Origin of the sequence: Shewanella sp. SM55 (assembly GCF_025654025.1) — a bacterium.
Classification (GTDB): domain Bacteria; phylum Pseudomonadota; class Gammaproteobacteria; order Enterobacterales; family Shewanellaceae; genus Shewanella; species Shewanella oncorhynchi.
Genome location: NZ_JAKKRS010000019.1, coordinates 157,286 through 178,548, shown reverse-complemented (window position 1 = coordinate 178,548; position 21,263 = coordinate 157,286). Strand labels below are relative to the sequence as shown.

The following is a 21,263-nucleotide window of genomic DNA, read 5'->3' as shown; positions in this document are numbered from 1 at the left end:
TGGCCAATGTCGTAGATAAGGGCAAGCAAAAAAGTGAGATGTTTGTTTCAAAGGTGAAAAAAAGGCGCTCCATTGAGCGCCGCTATTAACATTTATTGGTGACAAGTTACATATTGGGGTAGTTAGGACCACCACCGCCTTCTGGCGTAACCCAAGTGATATTTTGGCTAGGATCTTTAATGTCGCAGGTTTTGCAGTGAATGCAGTTTTGCGCATTGATCACAAATTTGGGCTGACCCGCCTCTTCGACGATTTCATACACGCCGGCTGGGCAATAACGCTGTGCTGGCTCATTAAACTGAGTCAAGTTAATGCCCAGTGGAATGCTGCTGTCCTTGAGACGTAAATGGCAGGGCTGATCTTCCTCATGATAAGTGCTCGACAGATACACTGAGGACAGTTTATCGAAGCTAAGCTTGCCATCGGGTTTTGGATAATCAATCTTGCTGTAAGCGCTCACAGGTGCCATTTGCGCATAGTCTGGGTGCTCATCACGCAGTGTGATAGGGAACTTTCCGCCAAACCAGTTTTGATCTATATAGTTGAATGCGCCGCCTAAATAGGTACCAAATTTGTGCATCGCTGGACCAAAGTTGCGGGATTTATGCAATTCTTCGTATAGCCAGCTTTCTTCAAGGTGGGTTTGGTAACAGTCGAGATCTTTACCGCCTTCAACCCCTGCCATCATGGCTTTACCTAAGGTTTCTGCTGCAACAATCCCGCTCTTCATCGCAGTGTGAGTGCCTTTGATTTTAGCAAAGTTCAACGTACCCGCGTTGCAGCCTATGATAAGACCGCCAGGAAAACTCATCTTAGGTAGCGAGTTTAAGCCGCCTTTAGTAATCGCGCGTGCGCCATAACTAAGGCGTTCGCCACCCGTTAAATACTTAGCAATCACAGGGTGGGTTTTATAGCGCTGGAATTCGTCAAATGGGCTCAGATGCGGATTTTTGTAGTTCAAATCAATAATAAGGCCGACCGCAATTTGGTTATCTTCCATGTGATAAAGGAAGCCGCCACCCGATGCGCCCTCGGTTAATGGCCAGCCACCAGTGTGAACGACTTTGCCTTGTTCGTGTTGTTCGGCGGGGACTTTCCAAATTTCTTTGAAGCCTAAACCGTAATGCTGTGGTGTTTTACCATTATCTAAATGGTATTTTTCGATAAGTTGCTTGCCTAAGTGGCCGCGGCAACCCTCGGAGAAAACGGTATATTTAGCGTGCAACTCCATGCCTGGCATAAAGCTGTCTTTGGGTTCGCCATCGGCACCCACTCCCATATCGCCAATCAAAATACCTTTAACGCTGTTATCGGCGTTAAATAGTAGTTCACTGGCGGCAAAGCCGGGGAATATTTCGACACCGAGTTCTTCTGCGCGATTGGCAAGCCAGCGGGATAGATTACCGACGCTGATAATAAAATTGCCGTCGTTGTGCATGGTTTTTGGCACAAAAGCATTAGGCATGACTCTGCCGTCGGTGGCTGAGCTGAGTAGGTAAATTTCGTCGTGGGTGACAGCGGTTTTTATTGGAGCATCTTTTTCGCGCCAGTCACTGAATAGCTCGTCTAGCACTTTTGTCTCGAACACAGCGCCTGACAGAATATGCGCGCCCACTTCTGAGCCTTTTTCTACCACACAGACGGTAATTTCTTTACCTGAATCCTGTGATATTTGCATTAATCGACATGCCGTGGCCAAGCCAGCTGGACCAGCACCGACGATAACAACATCGAATTCCATTGATTCGCGTTCCATCAGTTCACCTCTTCCTTCACGTTTCCCCGATTTTTATCGAGTGTTGTAGTTTGTAAACGGGCGTTTTATTGCTTGCACCACCTTACCTGAAAATAAGATAAGGTCACAGTGGATTAAGCTGCTGTTTAGTCTAATTCAATACAAATCTTTAGGTGAGGACTGTCACAGATTATTCACGCTAGCGTGATCTAGGTTAATAAATACCTGTTTAGGGGTATAGCTAGTGAGTACTTTCGGCCTATAATCACCGACGACGGTTCTCCGAGCTTGCCTGCCTAAGTCGAAAGATATGGAGGTGTAGCCGTGGTAATAATGCCACCGGGGTGGGATAAGAAATGCTCTCACCTCCCACACTTGGAAAGGTGATCATGTCTCAATTACAAGACAGCTTTGGTCGAAAATTTCACTATTTACGGATGTCAGTCACTGACGTTTGTAACTTCAAATGCAGTTACTGCCTCCCTGATGGTTATCATCCTGAAGGTAAACCAAAATTCTTATCTCTCAATGAGATAGAAAACTTAGTCTCCGCATTTAGCCAAGTCGGCACCCAAAAAATCCGCATTACAGGCGGTGAACCTACCCTGCGTAAAGACTTTACCGACATCATTCGTGTCGTCGCTGATAACCCGCGCATTCATACTATTGCGACGACCACTAATGGATATCGACTCGAAAAGCATGCCAAAGAATGGTTCGATGCTGGCTTGCGTCGTATCAATGTGTCCGTGGATAGTTTAGATCCCAAAATGTTTTACCAGATCACTGGCGAAAATAAGTTTGATGAAGTGATGCGGGGGATTGATGCCGCCTTGTCAGCAGGTTTCGAGCGAGTAAAAATCAACGCCGTACTGCTTAAAGGCTTAAACGATAAAGATTTGCCACGTTTTTTACACTGGATTAAACACACGCCAATCGACCTGCGTTTTATCGAGCTGATGGAAACGGGTCTTGGTCGTGAGTATTTTGAAGCACATCATCTAGCGGGCGCTGACATCAAAGCGCAGTTACTGGCAGATAGCTGGCAATTAGATACGCCAAGCGCCTCCGATGGTCCAGCCCAAAATTTCAGCCGCAGCGATTATCAGGGCCGTATCGGCTTGATCATGCCCTATGCCAATAATTTTTGTGCTACCTGTAACCGTTTACGGGTATCTGCTAAGGGTAAATTGCACTTGTGCCTCTTTACGGAATCCGGTGTCGATTTACGTGATCTGCTACAGCATTCTAACCAGCAAGCGGAATTAATTGAGCGTCTGCACGGTCAATTAGCCCAGAAGAAAGAAACCCATTACTTGCATCAAGGCATCACAGGTGTCACTCAGCATCTTGCCTCTATTGGCGGCTAGACCTGATTTTAGGTCTGTGGCTATAGCCAATTTAGCGCGAGTAAAAGCTCAATTTCCCTTGTACCCTGTTTTGACCTCAATTAAAGGATCGCTCCAATGAGCAATGTATTTACTCATATTAATGCCGATGGCAATGCCCATATGGTCGATGTAACTGAAAAAGCCGTTACCGAGCGCGAAGCCCGTGCAGAAGCTTTTATCGAGATGGCGAGCACGACACTCGAGATGATCATGAGTGGCAGCCACCACAAGGGTGATGTGTTTGCGACCGCGCGTATTGCGGGCATTCAAGCCGCGAAAAAAACTTCAGACCTTATCCCTCTCTGCCATCCGCTGATGCTAACGAAAGTTGAAGTCGATTTAGAGGCACAACCTGAACATAACCGCGTGCGTATTACTAGCCTGTGCAAGTTATCCGGCAAAACGGGCGTAGAGATGGAAGCGTTAACTGCAGCTTCAGTGGCGGCGTTAACTATCTATGACATGTGCAAGGCCGTGCAAAAAGATATGGTGATCTCCCAAGTCCGTCTGTTGGAAAAGCGTGGCGGCAAGTCGGGACATTTTAAGGTTTAGCGTATCAAAAACGAGAGAAGACTATGATTAACGTGTTGTTTTTTGCTCAAGTTCGAGAATTGTTGGGCACAGCTAAATTAAGCCTAGAGGCGAGCGAGCAGACACAAACTGCCGAAGCATTACGGGCAACGCTGGCGGCAACCGACGACAAATGGGCTAAAGTATTAACCTCTGACAAATTGCTGGTGGCGGTAAATCAGACCATTAGCCAATGGGATACACCTGTAAACGATGGTGATGAAGTCGCCTTTTTCCCACCGGTTACAGGAGGTTAATATGCGTTTATTACCCGCAGTTCGAGTGCAAGAGGTCGATTTTAGTGTTTCTGACGAATATCGCCTGCTAGCTCAAGATGATAGCGATGGTGCCGTAGTCACTTTTGTCGGCAAAGTGCGTGATTTTAACGATGGTGCCGCGGTGACAGACTTAACCTTAGAGCACTATCCGGGCATGACCGAAGCCGTGTTAGAACAAATCGTTGCCGAGGCGCGTAGCCGCTGGCCGCTCAATAAAGTGACGGTTATTCACCGTGTCGGTACTATGGCTCTGGGTGAGCAGATTGTGTTTATCGGCGTAACCAGCGCCCATCGCAAGGCCGCTTTTGCTGCCTGTGAATTCTTAATCGACTTTTTAAAAACCAAAGCGCCATTCTGGAAATTAGAAGCGGGCGAGCAAGGTAAAAGTTGGGTTGAAGCGAAAGATGCCGATGAACAGGCGGCTAAGCTATGGCAACACAAAGACTAGTCGCGTGGCAGAGATACTCGTAGTCGCAACGCAGCTTGCCAGTTTAAGACCCGCGCGAATATTGCACTAAGGTGACCCAATGCAGAGTTTGACCCGTTTCTTCCATACCTGTGTTTTTGCATTACTCTGGTGCTTGGCGGTCGCGCCATCGTTCAGTCGAGCGGCGGATAATACAGGGATTCCCGCAATTGCCGCTGCCTCAGATTTACGTTTTGCCCTCGATGATATTAGCCAAAAATTTACCAATGAAACTGGGCTAAAAGTAAAAATATCCTATGGATCATCGGGCAATTTTGCTACTCAAATCCAAAACGGTGCGCCCTATGAATTATTTTTATCTGCGGATGAAAAATATATTCAACAATTGCATAGTGCTGGCGTTGCCCGCGATGCTGGCGTGCTTTATGCCCAAGGGCAACTCGCTATTGTTGTACCTAAAACTGGTCGTTTGTCCGTTGATCCTGAACTTAAGGGGTTAGCTGAAGCACTCACTGCAGGAAAAATTACCCGTTTTGCTATTGCTAATCCTGATCACGCTCCCTATGGCGAAAAGGCCAAAGAAGCATTGCAGTTTGTGCAGTTGTGGGATGTGATTCAACCTAAATTGATCCTTGGGGAAAATGTGTCCCAAGCAGGGCAGTTTGCGATTAGTGGTTCAACCCAGGGCGGGATTATTGCGCTCTCTTTAGCTATGTCTCCTACTTTTGCCAAACATAGTGATTACGCCATAGTGCCAGCAAAAATGCATAGCCCACTGTTTCAGCGTATGGCATTAATGGCCAAGGCGAGTGAAACTGCTCAGCATTTTTACGATTATTTAAGAGCCGATAGTGCCCGTCGTGTTTTGGCCGATTATGGTTTTTCATTGCCAGAGCAACCATGATGGATTGGCAGGCACTTTGGTTATCGGTCAAGCTGAGTGGCATCACAGTTTTAGTGTTGATTCCTTTAGCTATTTTGGCTGGACGGGCATTAGCCTATCGTCAATTTGTCGGCAAATCTTGGGTCGAGGCGCTGATCATGGTGCCCTTAGTATTACCGCCAACTGTGATTGGTTATTACTTGCTGGTGGGGCTTGGCAGTCAAAGTTGGCTCGGACAATGGATTGAGCAAGTCATGGGTCAGCAACTCGTGTTTCACTTTTCTGGTCTGGTTATCGCCTCCGTTTTAGTCAATATTCCCTTCGCTGTGCAGCCGATACAACGCGCATTCGAAGCTGTGCCGAATGATGTTCGCGACGCAGCCGCTTGTTGCGGCATGAGTCGACTTAAAATTCTACTTAAAATTGAATTGCCTATGGTGTGGCCGGGTGTGCTAACGGCATTAGTTCTGTGCTTCTCCCATGTGCTTGGGGAGTTTGGCGTTGTGCTGATGATGGGCGGCAATATTGCTGGCGAGACTAAGACGATTTCGATTGCAATTTATGACAGTGTGCAATCATTCGATTTTAATGCCGCTGGCACTATGTCATTAGTCTTATTGCTGTTTGCCGTGACGGCGTTAGCACTAACAACCAGTCTATCGCGGCGTTTAGGAGGTCAGCGTGGCGCAAATCATCGCTGATCTGCAGTGTCAGATCCAAAATCATAAACACATTAAACTCAACGCCGATTTTCGCTGTAAAGCGGGTGAAGTACTTGCTGTGGTCGGGCCGTCTGGCGGTGGAAAAACCACACTGCTACGGATGATCGCTGGGTTGAATCATCCCGATACGGGACAAATCTACTTTGGCGATCGGCCTTGGTTTGATGATAAAGCGCGTATCGCCTTAAGCCCGCAGCAACGCCATATCGGTTATATGCCGCAGCATTTTGGCCTATTTCCGAATCTCACTGCCTTAGAAAATGTAGTCGCTGGACTTGATCATATTCCCAAGGCGGAGCGCATTCCGCGCGCGAAAGATTGGCTCGAACGGGTCAATCTACAGGGATTACCCGATCGATTACCGGCGCATTTATCGGGCGGCCAGCGCCAGCGCGTCGCCTTAGCGAGAGCGCTTGCCCGCGAACCGTCGGTTTTGTTGCTGGATGAGCCTTTTTCTGCGGTGGACAGGGAAACCCGTGAGCGTTTATACCTTGAACTTGCGCGCCTCAAAGAGCAGTTACTCTGCCCAGTGATTATGGTCACCCACGACTTAAATGAAGCCTTACTGCTGGCTGATTCGATGATTTTGATCAGCCAAGGCAAGATGCTGCAGCAGGGTGCACCTTTCGAGGTATTGTCGCGACCACGAAATGAAGCTGTGGCTAGGCAGATGGGGCTAAGAAATATTTTTGATGGTGAAGTGGTATTTCAAGACTGCACTAAAAATCTCACTTGGCTTAAATTTGGTGAGCAGCTAATTGCCTGCGATTATGGCAAAGATCGCCCTGTGGGAAGTCGAGTCCGTTGGGTTATCCCCAATCAAGGTATTCGTTTTAATTCGATATCCAAAGGGCGTTTATGCCGCAGTTTTAATAAATTAGATGTCACGATCGACGCTATGCTGGTGATGGGCGAATCCGTTCGGCTTATCTGCTACGTCACTGGCACCCCATTACAACTTAACACTGAAGTTTCGCTGCATTTTGCCCAAAAGCTTGCTCTTACTAAGGGGATGCAAACTACGGTGGCACTCAAATCCGAACAAATTCATATTTTGGAATAGCTTAGCCCTTAGTCCACCATGATAACTTTGAGTAAACCTGCCACCATATTAGGTGCGATTTCGCATTATCGCGTCTAGCTCACTTATCAATTGGGCTATTGTTGTTTGAAATTGAGCTAATTCCGCTTCAGCATTATTATTTCCCTGTTGCCTGATTTTTTCTTCGAGTATCCAAGCGTGCTCCGCTATTGATGTGAGCCCTAACATACTGATAGTTCCCGCACTTCTATGGATCTTATCCGCAAGTTGAGGTGCTTTAAGTTGAATATCCTGAAGTGAGGTTTCGAGCTCAGTTTTAAACATTAATAACATTTTGCTTAATGTCTCTTCCCGACCAAAGGCATCCTCTAATATTTTTATATCGATAAGTGCTGGTTTTGCAGAGGGTAGCCATTTCAAAAGCATTTCATACAGCTCATCTAAGTGCAGTGGTTTTGCCAGTAAGTCATCCATCCCAACTGCGATGCACCTTTGCTTCTGCTCATTTAGCACGTTGGCCGTGAGTGCGATGATGGGAATATGTTGCCCCTCAATTTCCTGCGATCTCATTTGTTTGGCAAAAGTGTAGCCATCCATCACTGGCATGCGGCAATCGCATAGCACTAAGTCATATTGAGCCTTTTGCATGAGGGCGAGCGCTTGGGCACCGTTATCTGCAATATCACATGTTAGGCGTAGCTGTTTCAGCTGTCGCTGCACCAATATCTGATTAAGTTGATGATCTTCAACTAATAATATTTTGCATTCTGGCCAGTTAAACTTAAATTGAATATCCCTTTGCGGGGTTGAGACGATAGTATCAATCCACCCCATGTTGATGTAACACACATCCTTCACAGCTTGCGATGTTAAGGGGTTAGCATTCAATAAACATTGCTCATTTTGATACCTATAACCCAGTGCTTCATTGAAGTGAGTGCAGAGTATATGTTGCCGATCATCCGAAGCATTATCAGTAAACAACAGGTCTGCATTGGCTTTATTCTCTGTTAATACAATGCCTAATGAAGCTAAATGCCAAGATAAAGTGTGACGTAGTTTTATATCGCCGATGGCGATATATGCTTTTAATCCCTGTAACTGCTCATCAAATTCATTCTGAGCCACCACAGGTAACCGAATGCGTAAACCAATAAATGTGCCTAAATGAGGGGCGCTATTCAGGATGATGTCGCCGCCCATCATTTCGGCGAGTGTATGGCTAATGGCAAGGCCCAAACCTGCACCACCATAGCTACGTGTTGTCGAGACATCAGCTTGCTCAAAAATATTGAATATTCGCGCTTGAGTCTCAGTGTTCATGCCGATACCCGTATCTTGTACGCCAATGAGCAGTAATTGTTGACCTTCTTGTTCGGCTTCAAGCTTGACTGAGACTTCAATAAACCCGCGTTCAGTGAATTTAATGGCGTTATTTACCCAATTGAATAGGATTTGCTTTATGCGAAGACTGTCTCCTGTTACCCGTGCAGCTACGCCTTGGTCAACGTGTAAGTAGAGGCTTAAGCCTTTGGTGCGTAAATCATTCATGACCATATTAAGCGTACTATCGAGAACTTCACGTAATAGAATAGGGGTTGATTCTAAGCGCATTTTCCCCATGTCTATTTTAGAGAAATCGAGAATGTTATTAATGATCTGGAGGATTTCTTCCGCGCCATTACTAATGATTTGCACCATTTGTTTTTGTTCTATGCCAAGAGGGGTAAAGCTGAGTTGCTCTGCCATACCCACGAGCCCATTCATGGGCGTGCGGATCTCATGGCTCATGGCTGCGAGAAACTCAGCTTTTCTTTTAGTGGCTTGCTCGGCGTTTTCTTTTGCGATGGCTAAAGCATTTTCGACGATGCGCCGTTTATTGATTTCTTGCCTGAGTTTTAAATAGGCTATGGTTAAGCCGCCAATGAAAAGCAGTAAACCTATCGCAATCGGCAGTAGTGTTTTGAGTAAAGTGTGCCAAGAGATGCCTTCGCTGTAATTTACGGCTAGCCAAGTATTGCGGATCTGCTGTTTTTCTTTCTCACTCATACTGGAGAAAACACGGTTAATTAATGGGATAAGTGGCCAATAAGGTTCACGAACGGCAACAGCGAGTTCATCTTTATAAGGCGTTGGTGCCGCTACTCGTAATTCATCGTCAAATTTGTCGTCGATAAGCATAGTCACAACGGCCAAATTACCTATGTAAGCCGCAGCTTTGCCCTTTGCGACTAAGGTCAGACCTTCGTCGGGATTGGCAGAAACTACAACATCGATATTCGGATAGGCTTTTTTAATGCTTGGCAGCAGTAGATTATCTGTGATGACCACGCGTTGAAAGTTCAGTTCTGACAGCCCCGCGATTCGCGGACTGTTGCGGGCAGTGGCTATAACAATAGGGAAAGACGTAAACACTTCGCTCATGTGCCAGTCTGGATATTGTGCTTTCAATCGCGTTGGAATAATGGCGAGATCAATCTCATGGTTAACGAGTGCGCTTTGGATTTCATCCCACGTTCTGGTTTTTTGTGCCGCATAATCTAGCCCTAGTTTTTCTCTAAATTGCTCAAGGTAATCAGCAAGTAAACCAACCAAGATGCCTTTATTGTTAACCGAAGAGAATGGCATCCAATGACTTACAAATCCGACTCTGAGTGAAGGTAAACCTGCCAGCCATTCGCGTTCATTGGGTCTAAGTAGAAAATTACTGTGGCCTAAAAAATGAAGATCGCCCATACCCAGCCAAGTCACTTCGAGAGCATTGCGCTCTTCTACACTCAGAGTCATTAAGGCGTTATCGAGTTGTGTTACAAGCAGGCTATTGTTCTTCGTGATCCCTAAATGTAAGTTTTCCATCATCAGGGGGGCTTGGGCAACGATAAGAAGTTCAGGGTGTGCGCTAATGTATTGGTTAGCAACATGAAGATTACCGATATAGGCATCGGTCGTTTTATCAATGACGGAGGAAAGTGCTTGTTCTGTATTAGAAAATGTTACTTCTGTTACGGTTGGATAATGCAGTTTGACTAATTTCTCAGTCGAGAATCCTTTTTCAACGGCGATCCGAGCTTGGCCAAATTCACTCACATCGCGAAAAAATCGGCTGTCGTAACGGATAACGACAACAGTAGGGGAGGTGTAGTATGAGCGGCTAAACATAAGGCATTGAGTACGTTCAACAGTACGAAAAGCGTCAAGCAAGACATCGACTTCCCCATTACAGCCAGCAGAATAGAGGCTCATCCAATTGGGATAAACCTTCCAGTCAATTTGATAATTAAGATTTTTGGCGAGCAGTTGTATGAGTTCGACACTAAATCCCGTTGTTATCTGGTCATTAATTTGTTGAAAAGGTCCCCAGCCGTTGGCGAGTACGCCTACTCTAATTGTTGTGGTTTTGGGCTGTTCGGCATGTGTGATAAAAGTCATGCATAGCAGGGATAAGCAACTGAAGATGCAAAGAAGTTGGTAACGCATTTTTTGAGTCGCACTCATCTCTATGACCAAAGTGTATTAAGTCTCGAAAAAAACACCGATGCCAAGTAGTATAGATAAGGCATCCATAAGTTCACATTATCACAGGAGTTATATATGGCTTTTAAGATCATCCTTGCCGACGATCACCCTATTATACTCACTGGCGTGCGTAGTTTAATGGCTGAAATGCAGCCAAGTTGTGACATTGTTGCTGAAGCAAATAATGTTTCCGAATTATGGAGTACATTAGAACAACATGAATGTGACTTATTGATCACAGACTTTAGTATGCCTAATGATGACAATGTTGATGGTATGGCCATGATTAAACAGCTGAGACGAAAATATCCAAACTTACCCATAATAGTGTTGACGCAAGTGCATAATTTAGGTGTATTACAAGCGCTGTTACAGCTTGGAATACAAGGCTTATTATTAAAAAAATCAGTCATTGCCGAATTAGAGAAAACAGTTAAAAAAGTATTGTTAGGCTCTGTTTACATTGGCGAAACCGTCCGTGAATTATTAAATGAACAAGGTATTAATCAATATGCCATCCCAGTTGAACTTTCATTGAAAGAACTAGAAGTGGTACGTTTACTGGCAAATGGTATGTCAGTAACTCAAGTTGCCAGTTATTTACACCGCAGTGTAAAAACCATTAGCACCCAAAAAACCAATGCGATGCAAAAACTCGGTTTAAAAAGTGACAGTGAGTTGTTTCATTATGCACAGCAACAGGGCTTATTTTAATGTTAAAGTGGGGGGATTTCAGCCTCGAACATAATCGTCACATCCCCTTGGTAAGTACTTCCTGGATATTTCATCATTTCAGTTAAGTTGGCTTTGTCAATTTCAAATGCAATTTTTCTTTTTACGCCAATGTATATGCCATCATTGAATAGGCGGTGTTTTGATTTAGTCAATGGTGCATGCTCGCCTAAGCCTGTTACATAGCTGACATTAAGATCTATTTTGTGATTATTTTTAATATTATTTAGTTGGCATTTGTTGTTATTTTGATATTGGCAGTAACTAAGAGATACGTTAGCCTCTGCACTTTTCCATAATCTAAATGGTAATTCTGCTTTTAAATTAGGTGGGGTTTTACCGCTGTTTATCCATGGTGCCCAGCCCTTGGGTGGCTGCAAGATCACTTTATTGCTGCCAGCTGGGAACTCAACCTTAAGTTGATGCGTGACCCTTAAGGTAAATTCTATCGTTACGTTTGAGTCTGAATAGGTTGCATCACCAAAGTCGAGATCTTTATTGCGTCCAAGGCTCAACGTTAAGCTGCCCTTATAAGTGCCATTTTCCATTTTTAAAGGATCGGGGGGTTGCAGCTTATAGCCAATATAAATCCTTTGGAGAGTAATGTTTTTTGAGGTGAATGTGGTGTTGAATATATTGTTGTAACAAACCCCCCCTGATTTTTGGTTAGCATTCTTTATATCATAGAAATATTCAAATCTACTTGGGCTAGCCCAAGTTTCTTGTCTAAAACTACAATCACCCTGCACAGTTTTTTCTAGCCAAAGTGTCCCATTCGTGCCAGCTTCTCTTATAATATTTGGTATTTGAGCTGCGCCAATTTGCGTTAATTTGAACTTCATTTTATGGACGTTGCCACTTCCCATTTTAGTTAACTCAACGGTCTTTTCGCCGGTAAATTTCTGATAGGTAATGGCATGTTCCAATTTATCATCATTGCTGACGAGTCGTGAGGTAATCTTTATTGGTATATTTATGGCCTGCTCTTTTTCTAGTGAGGCAGTGCCGTTACACCAGAATCCTTCCGCTTGCCATTCTACTGAACATGGTGTCGTGTTAATAAACTTACTACCATTAATATCATAGGGTGCAGGTTTATATTCAGCAGTAACCTGAATGGTGGCGGCCTCTGTTAATGGGCTGAGTAGTAGATATCCCATCAAAACATATAAAGGGTAACGATAATTCACTTGGCTAGGTTCTCTGTTAATGTTTGCTGTGCCCATGATTGGGCATTACAAGTGATATTGCCTAATAGCAATAGATTCTGTTCACGTTTTACTCGGTGTAAATCGAGTTCAAGGTTGCACTCTTGTATACCTTGATACTCCACTTGCAAGCTCGGATGGTGTTCACTCATTTCGACGGCAAAAAAGCCATCGGCCTCACTCAAGCTTCGTCCCGCATGGTTGGCGATAAGTGCGCCTTTAAGCGGCAATCCCTGTTGATCAACCAAGCGGCCAATCACAGTGACAGTCTTCATGACTCTGATTTGTTGGTAACTGACGCCTCCCTTATTGAGGTGGTAGTGCAATACGCTCGGTTGGATGACTGAAGGTGTGTCATCAAAGTCCTGTATGGCGAGTTGTACGCTACCACTGCGATAGGCGGTCACTGGCACTAAGTTGCGCCCAGGCTTTAAGGTGACACTGCCACCGTGCTCATCTTCTGCTTGTAAAAGGATGTCTGGGGTATCAGCCATGACATCGATTATCATGCCTGCATCGTGGTTTTGGCTTTGGCCTGAGATACTGAGTTCACCCTGTTGCCCCAGTGCAACCATACTATCGAGGTTTATGCCGCCTGTGATGCCGCTGTTATAGGACGATGACTGTGCATAGGCATCCCCGCTAACAATATCGTTGCTAAAGCGGCTATTGGCGGTTGCACCAACCCCATAGCTATCCGTGTTTAGCCCCATCCCTATGGTTTCAATGCCACGCCAGTCTAGTTGCTGTTGGTAATCAACATAGGCATGCTGTTCTTGCCCGCCAGAACGTGAAGTTCTGCTGCCTAAGCCACCACCCATTCGACGCGTTTGATCGCCTAAGTTCATACTGAAATAAAGTGCTCCGCCTTGGTCGCGCTGGCCTGAAGTGTTAATGCTGCCAGGACGATCGAACGCATTTAAACTCCAGCTCATTTGGCGTCCCCAGAGTTTGCCGCTGTACTGCCAACCTAAATCAATGCTTTGACCTTGCTCGGATTGATGTGACAAATAGGCCGAAACAGAGTGACCATTTCCTAAGTTATGTTGCAAAGATACACTCGTCTTTTGGGGATTAGAGTTCGTGATATCACTACTTTGCGATTGATTGAGCTGTTGCTGATGGCTGAGTACAAAGCTGCCGTGTCTATAGCTATAAACTGCTTGTAAATCAAAATCGCTGCCCTGTTGTTCATTCATCACCCAGTTACCAAAAAAGCGCAGTTGTTGGTTCCAGTCCCAATCAGCCGAAATGCTGTAGTGCCAACCTTTATCCATAAATTGAGCCGCGGCGCCAATGATGATCGCCGGTGTTAATAAGTAGTTTGCGAGTACCCCCGTGCTGAGTCCGCGTCTGCTTTCATCATCCCAATTCGTTATATCTTGTAACTTTTCTCCAGCAAACAAGTTCACCCGAAAGGGTTCTTCAGTGTTTTGCCATTGAGTGGGTTTGTTAATGATTTCTCGACGACGTTCAGTGACTTGGCCATCTTCTAGAATCCGAATTTCAACTTCATATATGCCAGATGGTAATACCTTAGTATCAATGGCTTGTAAGCCTGCGTTAATTTGTTGCGAGTTGATCAATTGTCCATTTTGGTAGATTTCTACCACACCTGCACGATTCGGAGTGACATAAATGGGTGTTGCACTGGCATAGGCTTGATCGACCAATAACTGATTAGAGTCACCCAACATCACGCCCATCACAGCTTGTGAGCTGCCGCTATAAATGATGGGCTGACGAACTAAACCTTGGGCATAAGGGGAGAAATACCCGAGTCGATAGAAGTGTCCTTCGTTTTGACGTTCTGTATACAACTGTTGAATAGTCGAGTTGAGTGTCTCTTCATTATTTTGAGTGACTTCACCTTCAAGTAGTGTGGTCCACTGGCCTAAACTTGCTTGGGCTTGCAAATTATAACGGCCTGCGTAATCGCTCTCATTGGATTGACTCCAATTGAGTTGTTGTCGAAATAGCGCGCCGTAGCTTCCCTGTTCAGGCAAGGCATAGTAGTGCGAGCTTGATGGCTGCTTTTCGATATTGGCCGTTAAAATGGATAATTGAGAGTTCTCCAAATTATATTCAATCGCTAATATGCCGCCCTGACAGTCTTTTGGGCACAAACCCAACTTATGTTTTTGGTTTAATTGCGCTATCCATAATTGTTGCTGACGTTCGTCAAGATCGCTTTCGCTCACGTCAATGAGTTTTAATAGTTGCACACTGGTATCGAGTCCTAACACTATTTCACCTTCGCCAAGCAATTTATTATCGATGGTGATTCTTACTGTTAATGGGGCATTAAAAAAATGCTCAGAAAATCCATCGGGCAAGTCTTGATATTGCCTTAGCAGTTTGAGTGAGTCTGATGGCGTATTATTCGCCAAAGAGCAAGAGCTAAAGATTAGCGTTGCGATCAGAATAGTCAGGATTAAAGATGACAAGTGTGTTGCCTCATATCGAAAAAATGAAAAGCATGAGTCGTTAACTTGAAAATTAATAAAGCTCCCTTTGCGGGAGCTTTTTTGAAATTTAACTTAATAAATCTCTATGGTTTTTTAGGTGGTGTTTCAGATTCGAAAATCATATTGACCATGCCTTGGTAGTTACCTGCGACATAGCCGCTTGCTGGGACAGTTGGAATGATCTCTAGTCCAAGGGTTTTACCCGTTTTAGCATTGTCGACATCGACTAATTCTGTCGCAGATGTCTTCAGTTCAATACCGCCCACTTTTACTGTTAGTGCAATATTATCATTGCCACTGGCGATAATGGCTGGGTTTGATAAGTAACCCGTAATAGCACCAATGGTACTTTTCACTTCTAGTTGCTTATTTAATTGATCTAGTTTTTTTGTATGGACGTTATATGCTAACTTTTGCTGGCTGTTGATCCAGTTATCATTGCCTGTTGGTTGCACAAAAAAGTTCTCTGACGGAATTTGTGCAATCACAGTGACTTGATGTTCAATCTTTTCAGCCGCAAAAGAGTTCATGGCCACTAATAAGGCAATTGGGGTCGCCTTCCATATTTTCATAACAGTCTCCTTTTAGGGGTGCATTAGTTACCAATAACTATGCTTTTGGTTTTATCACCTTCAATTAATTGGAAGTGATAGCTTTCGTTACTATTTTTTACCAGTTGTTTTTTTGAACCGGGTAAAATATGCAATTTTGTCGCAGTGGAACACTCTTTGGTTTTTTTGTTACATGATTCAAAAAATCTAAAATAATAGTCGTATTCCCATTATTTTTTATTTCTGCGCTATTTGTGTTTTCTGTTATTTCAGTCGAGTATTTAGGTTCTTCTGGGGTGATAAATAAAAATGCCCCATAACCTGTTAGTATTTGTATTCCGGCAGTGAGTTCTTCACGATTTTTTTCAGTTTTTTGCTCATCAAATCCATCATTGTTTTTTGGCTGCACTGGTACAAAGCGAACTCTAAAGTAACGTTCAGTTTCTTTTTTATCTAAGAATAACAATCTCGTTGCTTGTACTCCCTTGGCTGGAATAATTAAGCGAGACGGGCTAGCTATCAAGGCGCGGTTTTCTGCGTCTTGTTCAGGCACTTCATAGGGTTGGCCATTTTCATCATATTTTATTTCGTTAATCGATATTTTAATAAATGCGGTTGAATCGCCCATGTTCATTATTTTTTCAAATAAGTGGTTTTATTGCTAGGCATGTAGTCAAATAAGGTGCCTATGCTTATTTCTGCCGCCGCATAAACTTGAGAGCTATAAAAAATAATACCAAACAGTGCTAAATATAATCGCATTATTATTGATTTACCTTGTATTAAGTTACCTTGGTTTCATGTTTATTTGATGTTGCTATGGGTTGATTTTTGATTGGATTAACATTTAGCTGTATTTTATATGGGGGATTTTTGTGCGTTAATAGGATTAGTCCTATAATAAAGTGCAGTGATTTTTTGTTTTTAGGATTTATCTGATAGAAGCGAGTGCCAATTTAGTTAAAATAAATCAGATTATTAATATTCTGTAGGTATCTATGCTGTCAGTTAAGCGTAAAAAAGTGAGTGAAGATATTACAAGCTGCATTATGTCTGATGTGGTTATGCCTTTTTATCAGCCTATTATCGGGATTGATAAAACCGTTATAGGATATGAAGCACTTGCACGCCGTTGGGATGCCAAGCGTCATGCATATACAGGTATTGATTTTTTATTGTTAGATAAAAATGCTGCTTTGCACATTGATATATGGATGTTGAGGTCGATTATCAAAGACTTACCGCGATTAGCCGATCAAGGTGTTGGCATACTGTCCATTAATTTAAATCCTATGCCATACAGTGTGACTTACCAAAATTTATTACAAATGCTGTTGCTTCAAGCAAAAGTGCTGTGCATCAAAATTTGGTTTGAAGTGTTAGAACACACTTTATTAGATGATAAACAGCATGAATTGATTGAAATGTTACGGGCACGAGGAGCCTGCATCGTACTGGATGATTTTGGCACCCAAGAATGTAATTTCTTGCGTATGATGGTATTGCCCTATGATGTCATCAAGTTAGACCGTTCCCTTTTGCTGCAAGCTTGTCGCTCTTCACATTCAATGCGTATGTTGACGAGCTTAGTTGAGTATTTACAGCGATTAGGAATGCAGGTTGTTTGTGAAGGTGTGGAGACTTTGACGCACATTGATGTGGCAACCTTATTGGGATGCGATTATCAACAGGGGTATGCCTATGCTATGCCTGCGCCGATTTCACACTGGGATCGTTAGGGCGAATCACGCATTAGCTGCAAATTAACTGAGGCTGTTTATTTCGTTTTTCGCTTACCGAGTAATCCAATCCAAAATGTCCCTTCCAATAGCATGCCTAAGATGATGAACACCAATGCACTGGTGGCGCTGCCATAGGCATAAGCGCTTAATGCTGCTATTAGTAACAAGCTTAAGCTTATCCATCGTATGACTGGTTTCATTTTCGCTCCGATTAAAAAATACCATTACCTGATGCTAAGTTATCGACTTTAGTCGAGGGCGATTTATTTGCCAATCCCACTTTTTAATGACACAGATAGACTAAAATACCCGCTAAAATTCAATCCTCTTGATTCTAAATGGCGAAATTGAGGGTTATCACTGAAAATGTCATGTTTAAAAATCCTCAGATGATCAAAGCTTAATCTTGTTTCCATCGGTGTTTAAGCTGGTATTAGGTAGACTTTACACATTAGCCACAAAATGATTTAGTGTTTGGCTTATCAGCGATTTAGGTTCTGTTGACGTTGGATTTCAGATCAATTGATGGCCGAACCAGAGTTAACGCTGACACAGTGTGATTCTATATCCAGTGGTAAATTGTGAGGGATTAGCTTGGAATTGCATACAGGCGCAATAGGTCCATCGACTTCTAACTGATTGTCTCATAAGATACAAACTTAGCTGATTTAAATGGAGGGGCCATGAGACTATGGTTGCTAGGATTCATGTTGGTATCTGGTGTCGCAACGGCGGCTCAGAGCATGTATTCGATGTTTGCGGGTGGAGACTATGTACCGCCGTTGAGCGTTATGCAGCAGATTGAAAAAGGGTTCTCCGGTGTGATTGCCGAATTTCATATGGAAGAGCAAGAGGGTGAATTAGTCTATCAATTTGAGTTAATTAATCCTTTAGCAAACTCTATAACGCGGTTTGAATATCGTGCCCGTGATGGTAAGTTACTGAAACAAAAGGCGAGTAAAGTAAGCGCCGATGATCTGGGTGAGGTTGAGGCAACGCGTATGATCGCGGCAAAAGATCAAACCTTTTCAGGTCTAATCGTTAAGGCCACTAAAGATCATAAAGCCTTCTTAACCGAAGCAAAGTTAGACCACGACTTAGGTATCAGTTATTTAGAACTTAAGCTGCTAGACGATACGGGTAAGTTTAAGTTGGCCTTTGATGTCGAAAATTTACGACCGTTACCTTTACTCAAGTGGGATTGAAATATCTAAGTCAATCGAGTGCTCATACGAGTGCTTAAGATTGAGGAGCGCAACATACAGATGAAAATACTTTTAGTTGAAGATGATGCGACGACGATTGATTACATCGTCAAAGGATTTCTTGAGCAGGGCCACAATATCGAAACGGCGAGCGATGGTCATCAAGGCCTGTCACTCGCGACGAGTAGTCAGTACGATCTCGTGATCCTCGACCGCATGTTACCTCAGCTCGATGGCTTAAAATTGCTGGCCGCCTTAAGGGCAACGGGTAATCAAACACCAGTGCTGATTTTATCCGCTTTAGCGCACGTTGATGAGCGAGTAAAAGGCCTGCGCGCGGGCGGCGACGATTATATGACTAAGCCGTTTGCTTTCTCCGAGTTATTAGTTCGCGCTGAAAAACTGATGCACCGTGGGCAATCTGTGCCTGTGACAACTGATCTCGTTGTTGGTGGTTTGAAGATGGAGTTACTGACCCGTAATGTCACTTTAGACGGGCAGGAGTTGATGCTACAGCCAAAAGAGTTCCAGTTACTTAAGTATCTGATGGAACATGCTAATCAAGTTATTAGCCGCACCTTATTGTTCGAAGCAGTGTGGGATTATCACTTCGACCCGCGCACGAACGTCATCGATGTGCATATCGCAAAATTACGCCGTAAATTTGAAGAGTTAGGCCATGGCGAGCTTATCGAAACCGTGAGGGGAGCGGGTTATCGCTTACGACAAAGGCATTAAGCCTTACCAAAGCAGCGCCTGGCGCATCACAATCGTTTTTTCGACCTTAGTGATAGTGATCATCGGGGCGTTGCTATTTGCCCTTTATCGACAGTTGATTATTGAGCAGCAGTATCAAGTGACTCAATATTTAGAGTCAGAGACCCAACGTTATCAGCAACTTGCCCTAACGGTTGATCGCCGTAGTTTTGCCGCTCAAATCCGCGCCGCCGATCCACAAACGGCCCTGATCGCTTGGCGTAATAGCTACGATATGGTCGGTGCCTTGAGCTTTATGCCCGAAGGCATGCCCATGCTGCCGCAAACGCGGGATTTTCCTATCTTAACCGGTGGCCCAGATAAGCTGCATATTCTTACCGGCGGCCTAGTGATGACCCGTTACGGCCCAGTGTTGATTGCGACCCGTACCGATAACTTAGCGACATTAATTGATAAGTTTATCAGTGCCGCTGCAACGGCTGTCATGCTTACCGTAGTGTTGACTTTAGCGCTCGGCTATCTGTTTTCTAAGGCGATTTTACGTCGATTAGTGCAATACAACCGCTTGAGTGAACAGATTGAACGCGGTCACTACGACACCCGCTTACCCTTGAGTTGGCGTCAGGATGAGTTCGATATGTTGGCGCTGCAGTTTAATAATGTGCTGGATATTCTCGAAAATAACCTGATGGCAGTGCGTGGTGCGACCGATAATATCGCCCATGATTTACGTACTCCACTGTCACATATCCGTATTGGTATTGAAGAGTTGGCGAGTAAGCCGAGCAACGAGATTAGCGAAGGTTGCGCCATTTTGACCGAGGAGCTCGATCATTGTTTAGCGACGTTTGATGCCATGTTGTCGCTCACGCGTATCGAAGAAGGTCAGCAGACACTCGATTTGCAGGAGTTAAGCCTAGCGCAACTGTGTACTGACTTATTGGATATGGCCGATGCTGTGGCTGAATCTAACGAGCAAACCTTGAGTTTATCGTTACTGACAGATCATAAGGTTTTTGGTGATAAATACTTATTATTCCAAGCTTTATATAATCTTGTCGATAATGCGATGAAGTATTCTGGCCAAGGTGCGCGGATTGAGATTATTCAGTCAGGCCCACAAATTCAGATCCGTGATAATGGCCCTGGTATTCCAGATGAGAGTAAAGAAAGAGTGTTCGAACGTTTAGTGCGCCTCGACCCTAGCCGGCATTTACAGGGCACTGGTTTAGGATTATCTATGGTCAAAGCGATTCTCTCACGGCACAATGCCAAAATTAATCTCACGGATAATCATCCAGGCTTAGTCGTCACTATTCAGTTTTAAGTCGATGATCCGCATTACAACGTCGAGTACTCCATGTATCGAATCATAGCCGATGAGGCTGATTTTATTGTTATTTCCAAATCAGCCAAAGTGCATTTCCACAGCCAGGATGGGACTGCAGGCGTGGTGGCGCAGGCTGAGCAAGATTTAGGGATTAAGCTTTTTGCTGTTCATCGACTCGATACGCCCACGTCCGGTCTGTTGATTCTGGCTAAGAGCGCGGTCGCCGCTAAGCAATTTACTGAGCTGTTTACCGCCCATAAAGTGCAGAAATATTACCTCGCCCTCGCGAAAGGCAAGCCGAAGAAGAAGCAAGGCTGGGTGATTGGTGACATGGCAAAGTCGCGTCGTAGCATGTTTAAGTTACTGCGGACTAAAGATAATCCAGCGATTACGCAGTTTTTCTCCTTGAGTGTTAGCGAGGGATTGCGTTTATATTTGCTTAAACCCCACTCAGGTAAAACCCATCAATTAAGAGTTGCCTTGGCGAGCTTAGGTGTACCCATTTTAGGGGATGATTTATACGGCGGAGATGCTGCGGATCGGTGTTATCTGCATGCCTATTGTCTGCATTTTCGCTATGGTGATGACGTGACAGGTTGGCATGATTACGCTTATCGGAATTTGCCGACTCAAGGTGAGCATTTTGGCGCTGAAGGTGTCACTGAGGCGCTAGTTTCATGGCGTGAGCCCGATACTTTGGCTTGGCCTGCGAAAGGAGATTAATCTTTGCAGCGTTATGTTGCGAA

20 protein-coding genes and 1 riboswitch are annotated in these 21,263 nt (G+C 44.3%); of the genes, 13 read left to right on the top strand and 7 right to left on the bottom strand.

Going from position 1 to position 21,263, the window contains the following annotated elements; translation table 11 throughout:
* Positions 1-106: 106 nt before the first annotated feature.
* On the bottom strand, positions 107-1,756 hold the full coding sequence (locus tag L5L91_RS20575; protein WP_105251081.1) for an electron transfer flavoprotein-ubiquinone oxidoreductase: 1,650 nt from the start codon (positions 1,754-1,756) through the stop codon (positions 107-109).
* 247 nt (positions 1,757-2,003) lie between these two features.
* Positions 2,004-2,137, top strand: a riboswitch (molybdenum cofactor riboswitch).
* Between L5L91_RS20575 and moaA the strand changes: the two genes are divergently transcribed.
* The 7 genes from moaA (at position 2,125) to L5L91_RS20540 (ending at position 7,069) form a co-directional block, all read left to right on the top strand.
* Positions 2,125-3,105 carry a GTP 3',8-cyclase MoaA gene (moaA, locus tag L5L91_RS20570; protein ID WP_263164940.1) on the top strand — a complete coding sequence of 327 codons (981 nt, stop codon included), beginning with the start codon at positions 2,125-2,127 and terminating at the stop codon, positions 3,103-3,105. (Overlaps the previous riboswitch by 13 nt.)
* A 96-nt stretch (positions 3,106-3,201) precedes the next feature.
* On the top strand, positions 3,202-3,678 hold the full coding sequence (gene moaC, locus L5L91_RS20565; protein ID WP_006079755.1) for a cyclic pyranopterin monophosphate synthase MoaC: 477 nt from the start codon (positions 3,202-3,204) through the stop codon (positions 3,676-3,678).
* Between the two features lie 23 nt (positions 3,679-3,701).
* A complete protein-coding gene (gene moaD / locus L5L91_RS20560) occupies positions 3,702-3,953 on the top strand; it encodes a molybdopterin synthase sulfur carrier subunit (protein ID WP_006079756.1) in 252 nt (83 codons plus the stop codon).
* A 1-nt stretch (position 3,954) separates the two neighbouring features.
* Positions 3,955-4,422 (top strand): molybdopterin synthase catalytic subunit MoaE, encoded by a 468-nt coding sequence (moaE, locus tag L5L91_RS20555; protein ID WP_263147854.1) that lies wholly within the window; start codon positions 3,955-3,957, stop codon positions 4,420-4,422.
* A gap of 79 nt (positions 4,423-4,501) precedes the next feature.
* Positions 4,502-5,305 carry a molybdate ABC transporter substrate-binding protein gene (modA, locus tag L5L91_RS20550; protein ID WP_263183889.1) on the top strand — a complete coding sequence of 268 codons (804 nt, stop codon included), beginning with the start codon at positions 4,502-4,504 and terminating at the stop codon, positions 5,303-5,305.
* The gene (gene modB / locus L5L91_RS20545) at positions 5,305-5,985 is read left to right on the top strand and encodes a molybdate ABC transporter permease subunit (protein ID WP_106648406.1); all 681 of its coding nucleotides are present in this window, start codon (positions 5,305-5,307) and stop codon (positions 5,983-5,985) included. The genes modA and modB overlap by 1 nt, the downstream gene beginning before the upstream one ends.
* On the top strand, positions 5,966-7,069 hold the full coding sequence (locus tag L5L91_RS20540; RefSeq protein WP_263237582.1) for an ABC transporter ATP-binding protein: 1,104 nt from the start codon (positions 5,966-5,968) through the stop codon (positions 7,067-7,069). Before modB ends, L5L91_RS20540 begins: the two co-directional genes overlap by 20 nt.
* Before the next feature lie 48 nt (positions 7,070-7,117).
* On the opposite strand, the gene L5L91_RS20535 is transcribed toward L5L91_RS20540, so the two are convergent.
* Positions 7,118-10,543: a response regulator gene (locus L5L91_RS20535; protein ID WP_263237580.1), complete on the bottom strand. Its 3,426-nt coding sequence runs from the start codon at positions 10,541-10,543 to the stop codon at positions 7,118-7,120.
* Between the two features lie 96 nt (positions 10,544-10,639).
* Here L5L91_RS20535 and L5L91_RS20530 point away from each other — a divergent pair, with 96 nt between their 5' ends.
* Positions 10,640-11,278, top strand: coding sequence for a response regulator transcription factor (locus tag L5L91_RS20530; protein WP_263237579.1), 639 nt, complete (start codon positions 10,640-10,642; stop codon positions 11,276-11,278).
* Between the two features lie 2 nt (positions 11,279-11,280).
* Here L5L91_RS20530 and L5L91_RS20525 read toward each other — a convergent pair whose 3' ends face one another.
* The 4 genes from L5L91_RS20525 to L5L91_RS20510 form a co-directional block, all read right to left on the bottom strand.
* Positions 11,281-12,522 carry a hypothetical protein gene (locus tag L5L91_RS20525; RefSeq protein ID WP_263237578.1) on the bottom strand — a complete coding sequence of 414 codons (1,242 nt, stop codon included), beginning with the start codon at positions 12,520-12,522 and terminating at the stop codon, positions 11,281-11,283.
* Positions 12,483-14,951 carry a fimbrial biogenesis outer membrane usher protein gene (locus L5L91_RS20520; protein WP_263237577.1) on the bottom strand — a complete coding sequence of 823 codons (2,469 nt, stop codon included), beginning with the start codon at positions 14,949-14,951 and terminating at the stop codon, positions 12,483-12,485. Before L5L91_RS20520 ends, L5L91_RS20525 begins: the two co-directional genes overlap by 40 nt.
* A 104-nt stretch (positions 14,952-15,055) precedes the next feature.
* Entirely contained in the window at positions 15,056-15,544 is a 489-nt protein-coding gene (locus tag L5L91_RS20515; RefSeq protein WP_263237575.1) for a fimbrial protein, read from the bottom strand.
* 97 nt (positions 15,545-15,641) lie between these two features.
* On the bottom strand, positions 15,642-16,151 hold the full coding sequence (locus tag L5L91_RS20510) for a hypothetical protein (RefSeq protein ID WP_263237573.1): 510 nt from the start codon (positions 16,149-16,151) through the stop codon (positions 15,642-15,644).
* Positions 16,152-16,521: 370 nt separating this feature from the next.
* Between L5L91_RS20510 and L5L91_RS20505 the strand changes: the two genes are divergently transcribed.
* Complete coding sequence (locus L5L91_RS20505) at positions 16,522-17,262, top strand: EAL domain-containing protein (protein ID WP_263237572.1); 741 nt, start codon at positions 16,522-16,524, stop codon at positions 17,260-17,262.
* A 38-nt stretch (positions 17,263-17,300) separates the two neighbouring features.
* Here the strand turns inward: L5L91_RS20505 and L5L91_RS20500 are convergent, their stop codons facing one another.
* Entirely contained in the window at positions 17,301-17,465 is a 165-nt protein-coding gene (locus L5L91_RS20500) for a hypothetical protein (RefSeq protein ID WP_105251095.1), read from the bottom strand.
* 483 nt (positions 17,466-17,948) lie between these two features.
* Here L5L91_RS20500 and L5L91_RS20495 point away from each other — a divergent pair, with 483 nt between their 5' ends.
* Genes L5L91_RS20495 through L5L91_RS20480 form a run of 4 tightly spaced genes read left to right on the top strand, consistent with a single transcriptional unit; the run spans position 17,949 to position 21,240 of the window.
* Complete coding sequence (locus L5L91_RS20495; protein ID WP_113941345.1) at positions 17,949-18,470, top strand: hypothetical protein; 522 nt, start codon at positions 17,949-17,951, stop codon at positions 18,468-18,470.
* 60 nt (positions 18,471-18,530) lie between these two features.
* Positions 18,531-19,208, top strand: coding sequence for a response regulator transcription factor (locus L5L91_RS20490; RefSeq protein WP_006079763.1), 678 nt, complete (start codon positions 18,531-18,533; stop codon positions 19,206-19,208).
* 49 nt (positions 19,209-19,257) lie between these two features.
* A complete protein-coding gene (locus tag L5L91_RS20485) occupies positions 19,258-20,514 on the top strand; it encodes a sensor histidine kinase (protein ID WP_105251097.1) in 1,257 nt (418 codons plus the stop codon).
* Between the two features lie 33 nt (positions 20,515-20,547).
* Positions 20,548-21,240 carry a TIGR01621 family pseudouridine synthase gene (locus tag L5L91_RS20480; protein WP_263237570.1) on the top strand — a complete coding sequence of 231 codons (693 nt, stop codon included), beginning with the start codon at positions 20,548-20,550 and terminating at the stop codon, positions 21,238-21,240.
* Positions 21,241-21,263: the final 23 nt, after the last annotated feature.